General features: G+C 68.2%; 13 protein-coding genes. 6 read left to right on the plus strand and 7 right to left on the minus strand.

Annotation, left to right across the window (positions count from 1 at the left end):
- Positions 1-74: 74 nt before the first annotated feature.
- The 7 genes from GQR16_RS05520 to GQR16_RS05550 form a co-directional block, all read right to left on the minus strand.
- Positions 75-2,888: an AfsR/SARP family transcriptional regulator gene (locus tag GQR16_RS05520; RefSeq protein ID WP_157414147.1), complete on the minus strand. Its 2,814-nt coding sequence runs from the start codon at positions 2,886-2,888 to the stop codon at positions 75-77.
- 148 nt (positions 2,889-3,036) lie between these two features.
- Entirely contained in the window at positions 3,037-4,410 is a 1,374-nt protein-coding gene (dnaB, locus tag GQR16_RS05525; protein ID WP_157414305.1) for a replicative DNA helicase, read from the minus strand.
- 523 nt (positions 4,411-4,933) lie between these two features.
- Complete coding sequence (rplI, locus tag GQR16_RS05530) at positions 4,934-5,386, minus strand: 50S ribosomal protein L9 (protein ID WP_157414148.1); 453 nt, start codon at positions 5,384-5,386, stop codon at positions 4,934-4,936.
- Between the two features lie 11 nt (positions 5,387-5,397).
- Positions 5,398-5,658: a 30S ribosomal protein S18 gene (gene rpsR, locus GQR16_RS05535; protein ID WP_022889097.1), complete on the minus strand. Its 261-nt coding sequence runs from the start codon at positions 5,656-5,658 to the stop codon at positions 5,398-5,400.
- A 78-nt stretch (positions 5,659-5,736) separates the two neighbouring features.
- Complete coding sequence (locus tag GQR16_RS05540; RefSeq protein ID WP_157414149.1) at positions 5,737-6,258, minus strand: single-stranded DNA-binding protein; 522 nt, start codon at positions 6,256-6,258, stop codon at positions 5,737-5,739.
- A gap of 5 nt (positions 6,259-6,263) precedes the next feature.
- Complete coding sequence (gene rpsF, locus GQR16_RS05545) at positions 6,264-6,635, minus strand: 30S ribosomal protein S6 (protein WP_055854044.1); 372 nt, start codon at positions 6,633-6,635, stop codon at positions 6,264-6,266.
- A 208-nt stretch (positions 6,636-6,843) separates the two neighbouring features.
- Entirely contained in the window at positions 6,844-8,274 is a 1,431-nt protein-coding gene (locus tag GQR16_RS05550) for a CCA tRNA nucleotidyltransferase (RefSeq protein ID WP_157414150.1), read from the minus strand.
- Between the two features lie 148 nt (positions 8,275-8,422).
- On the opposite strand from GQR16_RS05550, the gene GQR16_RS05555 reads away from it, so the two are divergent.
- The 6 genes from GQR16_RS05555 (at position 8,423) to GQR16_RS05580 (ending at position 16,492) form a co-directional block, all read left to right on the plus strand.
- The gene (locus tag GQR16_RS05555; RefSeq protein ID WP_157414151.1) at positions 8,423-10,837 is read left to right on the plus strand and encodes a DUF6049 family protein; all 2,415 of its coding nucleotides are present in this window, start codon (positions 8,423-8,425) and stop codon (positions 10,835-10,837) included.
- Positions 10,830-12,446 (plus strand): murein biosynthesis integral membrane protein MurJ, encoded by a 1,617-nt coding sequence (gene murJ / locus GQR16_RS05560; RefSeq protein ID WP_157414152.1) that lies wholly within the window; start codon positions 10,830-10,832, stop codon positions 12,444-12,446. Before GQR16_RS05555 ends, murJ begins: the two co-directional genes overlap by 8 nt.
- Positions 12,447-12,628: 182 nt before the next feature.
- Positions 12,629-13,603, plus strand: coding sequence for a thioredoxin-disulfide reductase (gene trxB, locus GQR16_RS05565; RefSeq protein WP_157414153.1), 975 nt, complete (start codon positions 12,629-12,631; stop codon positions 13,601-13,603).
- A 39-nt stretch (positions 13,604-13,642) separates the two neighbouring features.
- Positions 13,643-13,966, plus strand: coding sequence for a thioredoxin (gene trxA, locus GQR16_RS05570; protein ID WP_157414154.1), 324 nt, complete (start codon positions 13,643-13,645; stop codon positions 13,964-13,966).
- A gap of 208 nt (positions 13,967-14,174) precedes the next feature.
- A complete protein-coding gene (locus GQR16_RS05575; RefSeq protein ID WP_246200555.1) occupies positions 14,175-15,497 on the plus strand; it encodes an aminotransferase-like domain-containing protein in 1,323 nt (440 codons plus the stop codon).
- 17 nt (positions 15,498-15,514) lie between these two features.
- Positions 15,515-16,492, plus strand: a complete 978-nt coding sequence (locus tag GQR16_RS05580; protein WP_157414155.1) for a D-alanine--D-alanine ligase family protein — start codon at positions 15,515-15,517, stop codon at positions 16,490-16,492.
- Positions 16,493-16,501: the final 9 nt, after the last annotated feature.

The raw sequence follows: 16,501 nt of genomic DNA on the forward strand, positions 1-16,501 counted from the left end.
CACACAAGCGAGAGGGCGTGCAGGACGAGTGAAAGCTCAGTGCATGTGCAGTGCACCGGCGGACGAACCCGAGATCAGTGGGCCAGACGGCCCTCCATCGCCGCGATCGCGTCATCCATCCACGGACGCATGATCGCCGACTCGTAGTCGTTCGTCAGGAATTCCTCGTGGTCTCGTTCGAGCCGATCGAACAGTTCGCGGGCCTCGTAAGCCATCTCACGAAGATCGGCACCCGCGGCCGCGATCACGGTGGCCATCGCGCTGTGCGCCTGGATCATCACGTCGAGCGAGTCGCGTGTGGTCTCGACGAGCGCGAGAGCCTCGTCGAACTGCCCGGCTCTGGCGTGGACGATGGCTCGATACACGACCACATAGGGAGTCAGATAGTCGGACCCCGACTCTGCGACACATCGATCCGCCTCGACCGTGACCGCCGCGAGTTCCTCGTTTGTGCCGAACATCAGCACGATGGCGGCGTAGGACACGAGGGAGATCGCGAGGATGTCAGATCTCCCCGACCTGCGGGCGGCCGCGACCGACTGCGCGGTCAGCACCAGACGGGTCGAAGGGTCCGCATCGAGGTACCCGAGATTGCGCAGGGTGTTCGCTTCGCCGGCGTCGTCTCCCCATTCACGGTAGGTCTCGAGCACTCGCTCGAAATGGTGCTGAGATTCCATGTCATGACCACTGAGACCCAGGTTCACCGCGAGATCTCGCCGAAGTTCGATCTCAAGCCGCTCGTCCCCGCATCTGGCCGCAGCATCGGTCGCCTGCCCGATCGCCTCGATCATGATGGACGGCGGATCGACCGCCTGACGCATCGGCCGCCAGTCCAACGCGATCAGCGCGGCCTCGCGATCGAGTCCCAGCGCGAGTGCGAGGCCGAAGGTCTCGAGGACGGCCTTGCGCTCGGAGAGAAACCATCGGACGGCGTCATCCGGCGATGCGAAACTCGAGATCGCTTCCGCCACCGGCGGCGGCGATTCCACCTCCGCCACCGGCTCCCGACCGAAGGCCAGGAACGCGCGTCTGGTCATGTGCACGTAATGACCGACGAGTCGTCGCTGCGCCTCTACCCGCTCGAACGTCCCTCCGGACATCTCGGAAGCATAGATCCGGAGCAGGTCGTGCACGGCGAACTCACCCCTCGCGACCTGCACGAACATGTTCGCACCGACCAACTCGCCCAGGGTCGCGGACGTCCGCGCCAGATCCAGGCACGCAATACTCGCGAGGGCACCGTGGGGATGGGTGACGCCGGGATGCACGGACGCCAAGCGGAACAGCCGTGCAGCGTCTTCCGACAGGGCACGATAAGACCACTCGAAGGTCGACCTCAGATCGTTCTCTGCGTCGAGCGCGAGGAAGTCAAGTGCCGATGACGTGGCCGAGAGTCCGTCGGCCACATCCTGCATCGCCTCAGGTGAACCGGACGCGGAGGCCGCGGCCAACGCCAGGGCAAGCGGCAGTCCGGCACAGGACACGACGATCGAATCGATGGAAGCCGGGTCCGACTCCACGCGAACCGCACCCAACCGTCTAGCCAGGAGCCGACGCGATTCCTCGTCCGTCAGGCGGTTCAACGGCACCGGGACTGCGCCGTCCTTGACGACCAGGCCGGGCAGATGTGTTCGGCTGGTGATGATCACGAGGCAACCCGGCACGCCAGGGAGAAGTGATCGCGCTTGCTCGACATCGGCGACGTTATCGAGCACGACGACCATGCGCCTGCCCGCGATGGCTCGGCGGTACGCCTCCCCCAATGGACCGTCGCCGCCTTGGATCCCCGCGCCCGAACCACCGAGATCAGCGAGGAATTGTCCAAGCGCCTCGGCACTCGACACGGACTCGCCCTTCGGCGAATAGCCGCGCAGGTTGACGAACAGTTCCCCGTCGGGAAACCGGTCGGCCACCGAGTGTGCCCATTGCACTGCGAGCGTCGTCTTGCCGATTCCGGCCATCCCGCTGATCGCGAGAATGGCGGGCTCACCGCGCAACGCGGTCGCAGTGGCCTCCTCGAGGACGGTTCGGATGCCGGCCCGATCGACCACAGCGGCCGGCGCCAGCGGGAGCTTCCGCGGCACGTCCGCACCGGAGGCAACCCGTGCGTCTTCGCTCAGGATGTCGTCGACCGCCTCCTGCAACTCGGGGCCCGGCGCGATCGAGAGCTCTTCCCAGAGGCGGCGCCTGGCGGTGTCGTACACCGCGATCGCCTCGGCGCGACGACCGCAGCGGGCGAGCAGCGTCACCAGCCTGGCCTGCAGGCGCTCGTCGAGCGGCGCATCGGCTGCGACGCGCTCGAGCGCCTGAGCGAGCGACGACGGGTCGCGGAGCTCGAGCGCACAGTCGGCCGCGTCCAGCGCGAGGGCGATGCGGTCTCGCTCGACAGCGGAGAACTGTGGGCGGGTCAGCTTCCCCCATGCGAGCCCACTGAAGGGCGCGCCCGCCACGAGCTCGAGCGCCTCGAGATATGCAGGCGCCGCCTGCGCCGCGCTGGAGCGCCGAGCCTGAGTCCACAGCACGGCGACGCGATCCAGGTCGGAGCCCACGACCGCGGGGTCGAGCCGGTATCCATCTCCTGCGCCCAGTACTGCCGTGCCCGTTGCTCGCGGAGGAAGCTCCGGCTCCAACAGACGGCGCAACTCGCCGACATGACGTTGCACCTGGTTGATCGCGGTCGACGGCGGCTCCTCCCCCCACAGGATGTCGACGAGGTCGCTGACGGAGACTGTCCTGCCGCGGGCGGCGACGAGAGTCGCCAGGATGAGGCGCTCGCGGGGCGGTCGGCTCGCGAGATCGACTTCGGGGCGAATGAGGCGGAGACCGCCGAAGACCCCGACCGAGACTGTCCGCTCAGTGCGGCCCGAACGAGCTGGTGAGGAGGTCAACGATTCCGCCGATCGGTCCGCGGGGAGTGAGCGAGACCAGAATATCCATCACGACTCCACCGCGACGCGCGCGGAGGTGTTTCGTGTCATGGCCCACGAGCGCAACGGTCGCGCGCGTTGATTCGGCGATCCGGCAGCACCGCCGGCGCTAGACCTGCACCATGTCGGTGAACCGCGAGAAGTGGCCGTGGAACGCGACCGTGATGGTGCGGGTCGGACCGTTGCGGTGCTTGGCGACGATGAGGTCGGCCTCGCCCGCACGAGGGCTGTCGCGCTCGTAGGCGGCCTCGCGGTGCAGCAGGATGACCATGTCGGCGTCCTGCTCGATCGAGCCCGACTCGCGCAGGTCGCTGAGGGCGGGCATCTTGTCGGCGCGCTGCTCGGGGCCACGGTTCAGCTGCGAGAGGGCGATGACCGGCACCTGGAGCTCCTTCGCGAGCAGCTTCAGTGCACGCGAGAACTCCGAGACCTCCTGCTGGCGGCTCTCGACGCGCTTGCCGCTCGTCATGAGCTGCAGGTAGTCGATGACCACCATCTTGAGCCCGACGCGCTGCTTGAGCCGTCGGCACTTCGCGCGGATCTCGACGAGCGTCATGTTGGGGGAGTCGTCGATGTAGAGGGGGGCGTCGTTGATGCGCCCGCGGGTCGACGCGATGGTGGTCCAGTCGCGCGTGTCGACCGTGCCCTTGCGCATGTTCTGCAGGGGAACGGATGCCTCGGCCGAGAGCAGGCGCATCGCGATCTCGCTCTTGCCCATCTCGAGGCTGAAGAACACGGCGGGCATGTCGTTCGTGATGGCCGCGGCGCGGGCGAAGTCGAGCGCGAGCGTCGACTTTCCCATGGCGGGACGCGCGGCGACGATGATCATCTGGCCGGGGTGGAACCCGTTGGTCAGGTCGTCGAGGTCGGCGAAGCCGGTGGGCACGCCCGTGAACTTGCCGTCGGTGTGGGAGGCTGCCTCGATCTCGTCGAAGGCCGCGCTGACGGCCTCGGAGAGCGGCACGTAGTCTTCGGTCTCGACCGAGCCCGTGACCGAGTAGATCTCGGCCTGCGCGTTGTTGACGAGGTCGACGACCTCGCCCTCGCCCTGGTAGCCCATCTGCACGATGCGCGTGCCGGCCTCGACGAGACGGCGGAGCAGCGCCCGCTCGGCCACGATCGAGGAGTAGAAGCCCGCGTTCGCCGCGGTCGGCACGAGGCTCGTGAGCGTGTGCAGGTACTCGACGCCGCCGGCGCGCTGCAGCTCACCGGTCTTGGTGAGCTCGTCGGTGACGGCGATGACGTCGGTCGGCTCGCCGTGCGAGTAGAGCGTGAGGATCGCGTTGAAGACGACCTCGTGCTTCGGCACGTAGAAGTCGACGCCGCGCACGGTCTCGATGACGTCGGCGACGGCGTCTTTGGAGAGCATCATGCCGCCGAGGGCGCTCTGCTCGGCCAGGAGGTCGTGCGGGGGGACGCGTTCGCCGCGTCGGGCGTCACCGTCTTCGGACGGTTCAGCGAGCCCGATGTGCGCGATCGACAACTCCATGACCTCCGGTTCCGGCCGTCTGGCCGCATACGTCTACGCCCACGACCGAGTCTCGGCGGAACCACTGACATGTGGGTTCCGACACGCGAAGGACAGGGTGATCGAAGGACGCTGCTTCACGATATGGAAGCGAACTCCACAGCACAACCCGGCCTGTGGATAACTCTGGGGAGAATCTGGGCGAAACGCCGCAGAACATGTGCAATCGGCCTGTGGATATCTGTGGAATTCGTGTGAATTACATGGGTTGAATTTCAGACTGATCAGGCATTTACTCTTTCCACACCTGTGTGGAAAAACTTCTTGAAAAGTCCACGGTCATGCACACCCCACCTGTGTACAACAGTCACAGGAAACACTGACGATTCCTTGCTTTCGCGGCCGATCGGATGCGCTCGATCACGCGCCCGGAACCGCGCGCGAAGCCCTCGTCGGCGCTGGGCACGGCGCTCGGGGCAAGACGCGAAACGGCGGTCCGGGCCGAAGCCCGAACCGCCGTCCGTGATGCGTGCGCGAATTACTTCGCGGCGACCACCTGAAGGATGATCGTGGCCGAGAGCTCGTCGTGCAGACGCACGACGGCCTCGTGGTCGCCGACCGACTTGATCGGCGAGGGGATCGTGACCTTGCGCTTGTCGACCGAGCCGAGGCCTGCGGCCTCGACTGCAGCAGCGACATCCGAGGTCTTGACGGAGCCGAAGAGGCGTCCGCCGACGCCGGCCTTGACAGCCAGCTTGACCTTGCCCGACTCGAGCGAGGCCTTGAAGGCCTGCGCGTCTTCGAGCGAGTGCAGAGCGCGAGCCGTGCGAGCGGCCTTGATCTGGTCGACCTGCTTCTCGCCACCGCGGGTCCACGGAGTCGCGAAGCCCTGGGGGACGAGGTAGTTGCGTGCGTAGCCGTTCTTGACCTCGACCACGTCACCGGCGACACCGAGGCCGGAGACCTCGTGCGTGAGAATAACCTTTGCCATTGTCGTGCTCCTTAACGGCCAGAGCCGGAGTAGGGCAGAAGGGCCATCTCGCGTGCGTTCTTGACGGCACGGGCGATCAGGCGCTGCTCCTGCACGGAGACACCGGTGATGCGGCGGGCGCGGATCTTTCCACGCTCGGAGATGAACTTGCGAAGGGTCGCAACGTCCTTGTAGTCGATGATGCCGACCTTGATGGACTTCGCCGGGGCGGCGTTCTTCGCGCCCTTCCCGCGGCTCGGCTTGCGGCGATCGCCGCTGCTCTTTCCAGCCATTGGATTTCCTGTCTATTGAAGATTTTCGAGTGAAGCGGACGCACCGGCTGGCAGCATCCGAATCACCGGCCGTGAGGCCTAGAAGGGCGTCTCGTCGCCGTAGTTCGTTCCAGGCGTGTTCCAGACGTCGCCGCCGCCGCCCGACTGGGCTGCGGGAGCGCTGGGAGCCCAAGCGTCGTCGGACTGGTTGCTGCCGCCCCCGTAGGAGCCGCCGCCACCGACCGCACCGCGGTTGGACTGTGCACGCGTGATGGAAGCCGTTGCGTACCGGAGCGAGGGACCGATCTCGTCGATCTCCAGCTCCATGGAGGTGCGCTTCTCGCCTTCCTTCGTCTCGTAGGAACGCTGCTTGAGACGTCCGGTAGCGATGACCCGGGAACCCTTGGTGAGCGAACCTGCGACGTGCTCGGCGAATTCACGCCAGCAGCTCGCACGCAGGAACAGCGCTTCGCCGTCCTTCCACTCGTTCGCCTGACGGTCGAACGTACGAGGAGTGGAAGCGATGGTGAAGTTGGCAACCGCCAGTCCGCCCTGCGTGTACCGCAGTTCGGGATCTGCCGTGAGGTTGCCCACCACAGTGATGATGGTCTCGCCTGCCATGGGGACTAGGCGTCCTTCTTGGCCGAAGCGGCAGCCTTCTTGGCGGCCTTCTCTTCCTGAGCCTTCGCGTGAGCGGCGACCTGTGCGATCGCCTCTTCTGCGCGGAGCACCTTCGTGCGCATGACTGCTTCGCTGAGGTTCAGCTGGCGGTCGAGCTCGTCGGTGGTCTTGGACTCGGCGGTGAAGTCGACGACGGCGTAGATGCCCTCGTTCTTCTTGTTGATCTCGTAGGCCAGGCGACGACGTCCCCAGATGTCGACCTTGTCGACACTGCCGCCATCGTTACGGATGACGTTGAGGAACTTGTCAAGGCTGGGAGCAACGGTGCGCTCATCGATCTCGGGATCGAGGATAACCATCAGCTCGTACTGGTGCATGACTAACCCACCTCCTTCGGACTCAAACGGCTACAGGATCTCTGCAGCAGGAGGGTTGTGCATACGCCACCCGAGGAGGCCTCACATTCGAGGCGCACGGGCAACCTTGACAGTCTAGCGGATGCCGCGTGCAGAAGCCATTCGGCGGCGAGCCGCCGAGCGGGCCGGCGCTCGGCGCCGAACCCCGACACGACGTCCGGCGACGGACTCAGGCCTCGCGCGAGGCCCACCAGTCGCGCAGGCGCTGCTCTGCGGCATCCGCCCCGATGGGGCCCTCGTCGAGCCGCACCTCGAGGAGGTAGCGATAGGCCTCGCCGACGACGGGCCCGGGCGGAATCGAGAGCAGGCGCATGATGTCGGCGCCGTCGAGCTCGGGCCGCACGGCTGCGAGCTCCTCCTCCTCTGCGAGCACGGCGATGCGCTCCTCGAGGTCGTCGTACGCGAATCCGAGGCGGTCGGCCTTGCGCCGGTTGCGCGTCGTGACATCGGCGCGCGTGAGGATGTGCAGGCGCTCGAGCTGGTCGCCCGCGTCGCGCACGTAGCGTCGAACCGCGGAGTCGGTCCACGCGGCATCCGCATAGCCGAAGAAGCGCAGGTGCAGCTCGATGAGGCGCGAGACCGCCGCGATGGTGTCGTTGTCGAAGCGCAGGGCGCGCAGGCGCTTGCGCGCGAGCTTGGCGCCGACCACGTCGTGGTGGTGGAACGACACCACCCCGCCCGACTCGAGCCGCCGCGTGCCCGGCTTGCCGATGTCGTGCAGCAGTGCCGCGATGCGCACCACGAGATCGGGGGAGTCGAGGTTGCCGCGCGAGACCTCGTAGTCGATGGCCTGGTCGAGCACGGTCAGCGAGTGCTCGTAGACGTCCTTGTGGTGATGGTGCTCGTCGACCTCGAGGCGAAGGGCCGGCACCTCGGGCAGCACGCGCTCGGCGAGGCCCGAGTCCACCAGCAGACGGATGCCGCCGCGGGGCGACGACGTCAGCAGCAGCTTGACGAGTTCGTCGCGCACGCGCTCGGCCGAGATGCGGTCGATCTCGGCGGCGAGCGTCGACATCGCCTCGAGCGTGCCCTCCTCGACCTCGAAGCCGAGCTGCGCCGAGAAGCGGGCCGCGCGCAGCATGCGCAGCGGGTCGTCGCCGAACGAGCGCTCGGGCGCGGCCGGTGTGCGGAGCGTCTTCGCGAGCAGGTCTTCGACGCCGCCCGTCGGGTCGACGAGCTCGAGCTTCGGCAGGCGCAGCGCGAGCGCGTTCACCGTGAAGTCGCGGCGGCCGAGGTCGCCCTCGAGGCTGTCGCCGAAGACCACTTCGGGCTTGCGGGACTCGCCGTCGTAGGCGTCGGCCCGGTACGTCGTGATCTCGACCTGCTCGCCCGCGACCTTGGCGCCGATCGTGCCGAACGCGCGGCCGATGTCCCAGTGCGCCTCGGCGATGGGCTTCACGATCGCGAGGATCTCGTCGGGCGTGGCGTCGGTCGTGAAGTCGAGGTCGTTCACGGGCCGGCCGAGGAACGCGTCGCGCACCGGACCGCCGACGAGGGCGAGCTCGTGGCCGGCGCGCTCGAACGCCGTCGCGAGCTTCGAGACCGTCGGCGAAGCCGCCAGCTCGCCCAGCCGGTCGAGGGCTGCCGCGACACTCTCCATGCCTCCCATGTTAAGCGGGGCGGATGTCGCTGCGCCGCGCCCGTCGAACGCGACGGGTCCGATCGCAGCCGCCCGCGGCATCCGTCGACCGCCTCGAAGCTGTGCAAACACGCACAGACACGGCGGACTCACGCCGTAGAATCCCTGCATGGCCGACTCGAATGCTGCGCGTCGTCGCGCCCGCAGGCGAGTCGGTTCCACCGGCGCGACGGGCGTGCGACGCACCCTCCTCGTCAGCGCCGCCACCGTCGCGGCCGCGACCCTCGTGCTGGTGCCCCTGGCGGCCGGCACGACGGGCGCCGACCCCGTCGGCGACATCCAAGACGTGCTGTTCGGCACCGAGAACGCGTTCGACCCGACCGCGGGCGACTCCGGCGACGAGGCCGCGAGCAGCGCCGCGATGCTGGGGCGCGCAGCCCCCGAGGGCGGAGCAGAGGGTGTGCTCCTGAGCATCGCGCCGACGCTCGCCCCCACCTACACGCCGGGCACGGCGACCGCGCCCGTGACCATCACCGTCGAGCTCGAGAACCGCAGCGGCTCCTTCGTCGAAGCCGGCTCCGTGCGCCTCGTACGCTCGGCCGACGCGATCGACGACGACTCCGAACTCGATGCATGGCTCGCGACCCTCGACACCGGCGCCGCATTCGGGTCGAGCAGCGTCGCCCTCGGCGAGACGGCCTCGCGCACGCTCGCCGCCGGCGGCGTCACCCAGGTCGCGTTCACGGTGCCCGCCGCCGCCTTCGACGAACTCGCCGCATCGCCCGTCGTCGGTCTCGGAGCCGAACTCGTGGTCGGCGACACGGTCGTCTCGACCGGCACGTCGGCCTTCGCGAACACGGCGGTCGCCTCCGCCGGCGCACCGCTCGCCCTCGTCGCACCGATCACGGTTCCCGCCTCGTCATCGGGCCTCATCGCCAGCGACGACCTCGAGAACTGGACTTCGGCCAGCGGACTCCTCACCCGGCAGCTCGACGCGCTGAGCGGCCGCCAGATCGCGATCGGCATCGATCCGCGCATCATCGCCTCGATCCGTGTGCTCGGCACCTCCGCACCGGTCACCGCGACCGAATGGCTCGATCGCCTCGCCGCCCTGCCCAACGAGACGTTCCCGCTCGCCTACGCCGATGCAGACCTCGCCCTCGAGGCGCAGATCGGACTCCCGGCACCGCTGCAGCCGACCTCGTTCGACGACGTGCTCGACCCCGACGACTTCCTGGTCGACCCCGCAGCCGGGCAGAACGCCGATGGCGATGACGCCGCGACCCCCACGCCGACGCCCGTTCCCACCGAGCCGGTGTCGCCCGTTCCGAGCATCGAGGCGCTCCTCGACTGGCCCTACACCCGTGCCGACATCGCCTGGCCGGGCGACGACACGGTCGGGCCGGGCAACCTCTCCTTCTTCAGCTCGGCTGGGCTCACCACGACCGTGCTCGACTCGGCGAACGTCGAGCCGCTCGAAGGGGCACGTGCCTCCGCCCTGGTCGATGGGGGCACGGCCATCGTCTCCGACGACGACCTCACCGAGGCCGTCCGCACCGCCGGCGCCGCCGCGACCGACCTCGAGTGGCGCGACGCCACCGGCGAGGTATTGGCCCGCGCAGCCCTCGACGGCTCGGCGAACGCGTCGAACGGGCCGCTGCTGGCCACGTTCGGCCGCGACTACGGCCTGGTGTCCGACCGGGTCGGCGACCTGCTCGACGAGCTCGCGACCGCACCGTTCGTCTCGCTCACCGGGCTCGCGCAGGCCATCGGCGCACCGCCCACGGCCCGCTCGCTCGTCGACTCGACCGAAGACGAGGCGCGGCGCACGCTCGCCGAGAACATGGTGACCGTCGAGGGCGACGTCGACGCCTTCGCGACCGTGCTCGAAGAGCCGACCGAGCTCACCGGCCCCGTACGTCGCGACATGCTCGCACTGTTCGACACCGGCTGGCTCGCCACCCCCACCGAGTGGAGCGCCTCGACGACCGAGTGGATCGCCGCCCAGCATGCCGCCGTCGACTCGATCTCGGTCGTGCCGAGTAGCACCGTGCTCGTCGTGGCGAGCGAGACCGGCATCCCCGTCACCGTGCAGAACACGCTCTCCTTGCCGGTCACCGTGCAGGTCGACGTCGCCCCCTCCAACGGCCGCCTGGTCGTCGACGAGCCCGTACAGGTCACCGTCGAGCCCGAGTCCCGCAGCACGGTCATCGTGCCGGTCGCCGCCGGCGTCGGCAACGGCGAGGTACGGCTCGCGGTCTCGCTGCAGTCGCTCACCGGCGTGTCGGTCGGGTCCACCGTCATCATCACCGCAGATGTCCGCGCCGACTGGGAGGGCCTCGGCGCCGCGATCCTCGGCGGAATCGTCATCATCGTGTTCGGCATCGGCCTGTGGCGCAACATCCGTCGCCGCCGCCGAGCACGGGCCGCGGATGCCGCAGCCACGGCCGAGTCCTCCGAGCCCGCCGGTGCGAACGAGTCGTCCGAACCGAACGAACGCGACGAACACGACGAACCGACCGAACCGACCGAACCCGACGATACGACCGAACCCGATGAAACGAGCGACCGAGACGATGACTGACGACCGCATCGGGCGGGCGAGCCTGTTCCTCGCTTCGGGAACGCTCGTCTCGCGCGTCCTCGGGTTCGTGAAGGCCATCGTGCTCGCGGGCACGATCGGCGTGGTGCCGTCGATCAGCGCCGACGCCTTCGCCGTCGCGAACGGACTGCCCAACACGGTGTACGTGATCGTCGCGGGCGGCGTACTGAGCGCCGTCCTCGTGCCGCAGATCGTCCGTGCCTCGGCCCACGCCGATGGCGGCACCGGATACATCAACAAGCTGCTCACCCTGGCGATGGTGATCCTGCTCGGCGCCACGCTGCTCGCGACCGCCCTGGCCCCCCTGCTCACCTCGCTGTACGCAGGTTCCAACGCCGACATCCTGCCGTTGGCCATCGCCTTCGCCTGGTGGTGCATGCCGCAGATCTTCTTCTACGGGCTCTACACGCTGCTCGGCGAGGTGCTCAACGCGCGCCGGAGCTTCGGCCCGTTCACCTGGGTGCCGGTGCTGAACAACATCGTGGCCATCGCGGGTCTCGTGGTGTTCGGCTTCGCGTTCGGCTTCGACCCCGACGGTGCTCGGGGCGTCGACGACTGGACCTCTGGCATGGTCGCCCTCCTCGCCGGCTCGGCCACCCTCGGCATCGCGGTGCAGGCGCTCGTGCTGTTCTGGTTCTGGCGCAGGGTCGGCCTCCGGTTCCGGCCCGACTTCGCCTGGCGCGGCGTCGGCCTCCGCACCGCGGGCAGGCTCGCCGGCTGGACCTTCGGGATGCTCCTGCTCACGACGCTGGCGGGCATCGTGCAGACCCGTGTTCTCTTCACGGCATCCGGTCAGGGCGCCTCGGTCGCCGCATTCGACACGGCGTGGCTCGTCTTCATGCTGCCGCACTCGGTGATCACCGTCTCGATCGCCACCGCCTACTTCACCCGAATGAGCGAGCATGCGGCGATCGACAACCTCGACGAGGTGCGGAGCGACCTGTCGAGCGCCGTGCGGGGCGTGCTCGTGATCCTCGCCCTCGCCGCCGCCGGTCTCATCGTGGTCGCCTACCCGTTCGGCGCTGTGTTCCAGACCGGGTTCGCCGCGGCATCCGCCATCGGCAACATCCTGATCGCGCTCGCGATCGGTCTCGTGGCGTTCAGTCTCCTCTTCGTCGTGCAGCGCACCTTCTACGCACTCAACGACACCCGCACCCCGTTCTTCTTCACGCTGTTCCAGGTGATCGTCTTCTCGATCGCCGCCTTCTCCTGCCTGTTGCTGCCCCTCGAGTGGATCGGCGTCGGTGTGGCCGTCGCGACCACCCTGGCGGTGCTCGCGCAGTTCGTGCTCGCCACGGTTCTCCTGCGCCGACGCCTCGGCACGCTCGACGGTCGTCGCATCGGTGGCGCGGTCGCCCGGTCGCTGCTCGCGCTCGTCGTACCGGTGATCGTCGGGCTCGCACTGCTGGTCGTCCTCGGCGGAACCACCGAAGGCGGTTACGCCGTGTCCAGTCGAATCGGCGCGATCGTCTCGATGGTCGTCATCGGCATCGTCATGTCGGGCCTGTACTTCGGCGGACTGTGGCTGCTCAAGTCGCCCGAGTTCCGCGGATTCGCCGAGCCGGCCATCGCGCGCCTGCGCCGGCGCTGAGCCGCAGCCCCGAGGCGCTGACCGCAGGCGGCACGAGCGCCGACCCGCGGCATCCGTCACAAACCGCGTGCGCCGAGGGCACCGGAATACGCGACGCCTAGACTGTGTTGACCATGTCGGTGCCTCCGATCGACTCCATCGATCCGGAAGCCACGAACCACCGAACGACGACAGGAGCTTCCTTGCGCGACATCATCATCATCGGCTCAGGTCCCGCGGGCTTCACCGCGGCGATCTACGCAGCCCGCGCAGAGCTCAAGCCCCTGCTCATCGCGAGCTCGGTCGAGATCGGCGGCGAGCTGATGAACACGACCGAGGTCGAGAACTTCCCCGGTTTCCCCGAGGGCATCATGGGTCCCGACCTCATGGGCAAGCTGCAGGCGCAGGCCGAGCGCTTCGGCACCGAGGTCGTCTACGACGACGTCGTGTCGCTCGACATCGACGGCCCCGTCAAGCGCGTCACGCTCGGCAACGGCGAGACCCACGAGGCTGCGGCGCTCATCTACGCGACCGGCTCCGCCTACCGCAAGCTCGGCCTCCCCGAGGAGGAGGTCCTGTCGGGCCACGGCCTCTCGTGGTGCGCCACCTGCGACGGCTTCTTCTTCCGCCAGAAGACCATCGCGGTCGTCGGCGGCGGCGACTCGGCCATGGAGGAGGCGACGTTCCTCACGCGCTTCGCCGACAAGGTCTACGTGATCCACCGTCGCGACAGCCTCAAGGCATCGAAGATCATGCAGCAGCGCGCTGCCGACAACGAGAAGATCGAGTTCGTCTGGAACTCCGAGGTCGCCGCGATCCAGGGCGAGACCGCGGTCACCGGCGTCACGCTGCGCGACACGGTCACCGGCGAGGAGCGCCTGCTCGAGCTCGACGGCCTGTTCGTCGCGATCGGCAACGACCCTCGTACCCACCTCGTGCACGGCAAGCTCGACCTGACCGCCGAGGGCACCATCTGGGTCGACGGCCGCACCTCGAAGACCTCGCTGCCCGGTGTGTTCGCCGCCGGCGACGTCATCGACCCGCACTACCGCCAGGCCATCACCGCCGCAGGCTCGGGCACGGTCGCCGCGCTCGACGCCGAGCACTACCTCGCCGCGCAGGGCAACGTGCACGCTGCCGAGGCCCTGCTCGAGAACGAATTCGTCTCGGTCGACTGACCGACGACGCTGATCCACTTCACCCCTGAGGAGACATCCATGAGTGCACGTGCAGTGAACGAGGCCACCTTCGAGCAGGAGGTCCTCAACAACGAGAAGGCCGTCCTGGTCGACTTCTGGGCCGAGTGGTGCGGACCGTGTCGTGCGGTCAGCCCGATCCTCGACCAGATCGCGACCGAGCACGCCGACAAGCTCGACATCGTCAAGATCAACGTCGACGAGAACCCCCAGCTCGCGATGAAGTACCAGATCACCGCGATCCCCGCGTTCAAGGTCTTCGAGAAGGGCGAGGTCGTCAAGACCGTCATCGGCGCCAAGCCGAAGCCCGCCCTCGAGGCCGACCTCGCCGCCTACATCTCGTAGCCGGCAGCCTCGTAGCGCATCGAGACCCGCCCGGCACACGCCGGGCGGGTCTTTCGCATCTCCAGGGCAGGTCTCGCGGATGTCGCATGCGGATGTCGCGGCATCCGCCCAGCACGTCGCCGCCGCCCTCACCGGGCGACGCGGTGCGAATCACCCCTCCATGCGGCAATTAGCATGGAACAACTCGAACAGAACGGAAGAACCACTCGTGACCTCTGACGGCGTCCCCCAGCGGACCGGCAACAACCTCGACCCGTGGTACGCGAACTACGCCGAGCGAGCCGCCGGCCTGGCCGCCTCCGAAGTCCGAGCCCTGTTCGCCGTCGCCTCGCGGCCCGAGGTGGTCTCGCTCGCCGGCGGCATGCCGTTCGTCTCCGCGCTGCCGCAAGAACTGATCATCTCCTCGATGGATCGGGTCATGCGCACCGATGGTCCGACCGCTCTGCAATACGGCTCTGGCCAGGGAGTTCCCGCCCTTCGCGAGCACATCCTCGACGTCATGGCGCTCGAGGGCATCCACGGCTCGGTCGACAACGTCGTCACGTCGACCGGGTCGCAGCAGGCACTCGACCTGGTCGCGAAGCTGTTCATCGATCCCGGAGACGTGATCCTCGCGGAGTCGCCCAGCTACGTCGGCGCGCTCGGCGTGTTCCGCTCCTACCAGGCGAACGTGGTGCACGTCGCGATGGACGAAGACGGCCTGATTCCCGAGGCCCTCCGCCAGACGATCGCCCACCTTCGGGGCCAGGGCCGTCGCATCAAGTTCCTCTACACGATCCCGAACTTCCACAACCCGGCAGGTGTGACGCTCTCGGCCGAGCGCCGACCCGAGATCCTCGAGATCTGCCGAACGAACGAGATCCTCGTCCTCGAAGACAACCCGTACGGCCTGCTCCACTTCGACGAACCCGCACCGAATGCGCTGCGATCGCTCGACCCCGAGGGGGTCATCTACCTCGGATCATTCTCGAAGACCCTCGCGCCCGGGTTCCGCGTCGGATGGGCGCTCGCACCGCACGCGATCCGCGAGAAGCTCATCCTCGCCGCCGAGTCGGCGATCCTCTCGCCGAGCTCGTTCAGCCAGCTCGTGGTCTCCGAGTACCTCTCGACGACCGATTGGCGTGCGCAGATCGACACGTTCCGCGGTGTCTATCGCGAGCGGAAGGACGCCATGATCGAGGCACTGGGGGAGCACCTGCCCCAGCTCAGTTGGACCAACCCCAAGGGCGGGTTCTACGTCTGGGTCACCATGCCCGACGTCCTCGATTCGAAGCAGATGCTGCCCCGCGCGGTGAAGGAGCTGGTCGCCTACACGCCCGGCACGGCGTTCTTCGCCGATGGCCGAGGCCGACACGCGATGCGCCTCTCGTTCTGCTACCCGACGCCAGACGCGATCCGCGTCGGCATCCGTCGACTGGCCACCGTCGTCAACGGCGAGCTCGACCTGCTCGACACGTTCGCCGGCACCGGAACGCTCCAACTCCCCGCGACGCCCGGCATCGAGCTCGCGCCCCCGACCGACCTCAAGTAGTGGAGAAACCCCAGATCATGAGCGATTCCAACGGTCTGAACGTCGTCGTCCTCGCGGGCGGCATCTCCCACGAGCGCGATGTCTCACTCCGCTCCGGGCGACGTGTCGCCGACGCACTCACGTCCGCGGGCCACACCGTGACCCTCCGCGATCCGGATGCCGGTCTGCTGCCGTTCCTCGCCGACACCCGCCCCGACGTGGTGTTCCCGGCACTGCACGGCTCGAGCGGCGAAGACGGATCCCTTCTCGGCCTGCTCGACGCCCTCGGCATCCCCACCGTCGGATCCACGGCGGCCGCCGCGCGACGTGCCTGGTCGAAGCCGATCGCGAGCTCGCTCATCGCCGCCTCGGGTGCGTCGGTTCCCGAGTCGATCGTGCTCTCGCACGAATCGTTCCGCGAGCTCGGAGCGGCCGGCGTGCTTCAGATCGTGCGCGACGCCCTGCCGGGCGAGCTCGTCGTGAAGCCTGCGATGGGCGGCTCGGCGCAGGGTGTCAGCATCGTCACCGACCCGAGCGACCTGGCACGTGCGATGGTCGATGCCTTCACCTACGCCGACGTGGTCGTCGTCGAGCGACGAATCCTCGGCACCGAGATCGCGGTCGCCATCGTCGATGCCGGCGAGGGTCCAGTCGCATTGACTCCGGTGGAGATCGACCCAACCGCGGGCATCTACAGTTTCCAGGCACGGTACAACGCGGGGGAGACCACGTTCTATGCACCGTCGCGTCTCGACTCCGCGGCGATCGAGACGGTCGCGGCAGCAGCGATCCATGCACACACGACCCTCGGTCTCCGTGATCTGTCGCGTGTCGACTTCATCGTGGATGCCGCAGGGGTGCCGTGGTTCCTCGAGGCGAACGTACTGCCTGGACTGACCGAGACCTCCCTGGTGCCCCTCGCCATCGAGGCCTCGGCGACGAACGCGGCGGCCGTCTACTCCGGTCTCGTGCATGCGGCGGTCGCGCGAGCAGCCCGGACCACCGCGCGGGCCTGACCGCGTTCG

It is taken from the genome of Agromyces allii, from assembly GCF_009749385.1.
In the GTDB taxonomy this organism is placed as follows: Bacteria; Actinomycetota; Actinomycetes; order Actinomycetales; family Microbacteriaceae; genus Agromyces; species Agromyces allii.

Bases quoted from the DNA above. Each gene is read 5' to 3' on its own strand.
- rplI (WP_157414148.1), bottom strand. From the start codon at position 5,386: ATGGCAAAGGTTATTCTCACGCACGAGGTCTCCGGCCTCGGTGTCGCC.
- rpsR (WP_022889097.1), bottom strand. From the start codon at position 5,658: ATGGCTGGAAAGAGCAGCGGCGATCGCCGCAAGCCGAGCCGCGGGAAG.
- GQR16_RS05540 (WP_157414149.1), bottom strand. From the start codon at position 6,258: ATGGCAGGCGAGACCATCATCACTGTGGTGGGCAACCTCACGGCAGAT.
- rpsF (WP_055854044.1), bottom strand. From the start codon at position 6,635: ATGCACCAGTACGAGCTGATGGTTATCCTCGATCCCGAGATCGATGAG.
- GQR16_RS05550 (WP_157414150.1), bottom strand. From the start codon at position 8,274: ATGGAGAGTGTCGCGGCAGCCCTCGACCGGCTGGGCGAGCTGGCGGCT.
- GQR16_RS05555 (WP_157414151.1), top strand. From the start codon at position 8,423: ATGGCCGACTCGAATGCTGCGCGTCGTCGCGCCCGCAGGCGAGTCGGT.
- murJ (WP_157414152.1), top strand. From the start codon at position 10,830: ATGACTGACGACCGCATCGGGCGGGCGAGCCTGTTCCTCGCTTCGGGA.
- trxA (WP_157414154.1), top strand. From the start codon at position 13,643: ATGAGTGCACGTGCAGTGAACGAGGCCACCTTCGAGCAGGAGGTCCTC.
- GQR16_RS05580 (WP_157414155.1), top strand. From the start codon at position 15,515: ATGAGCGATTCCAACGGTCTGAACGTCGTCGTCCTCGCGGGCGGCATC.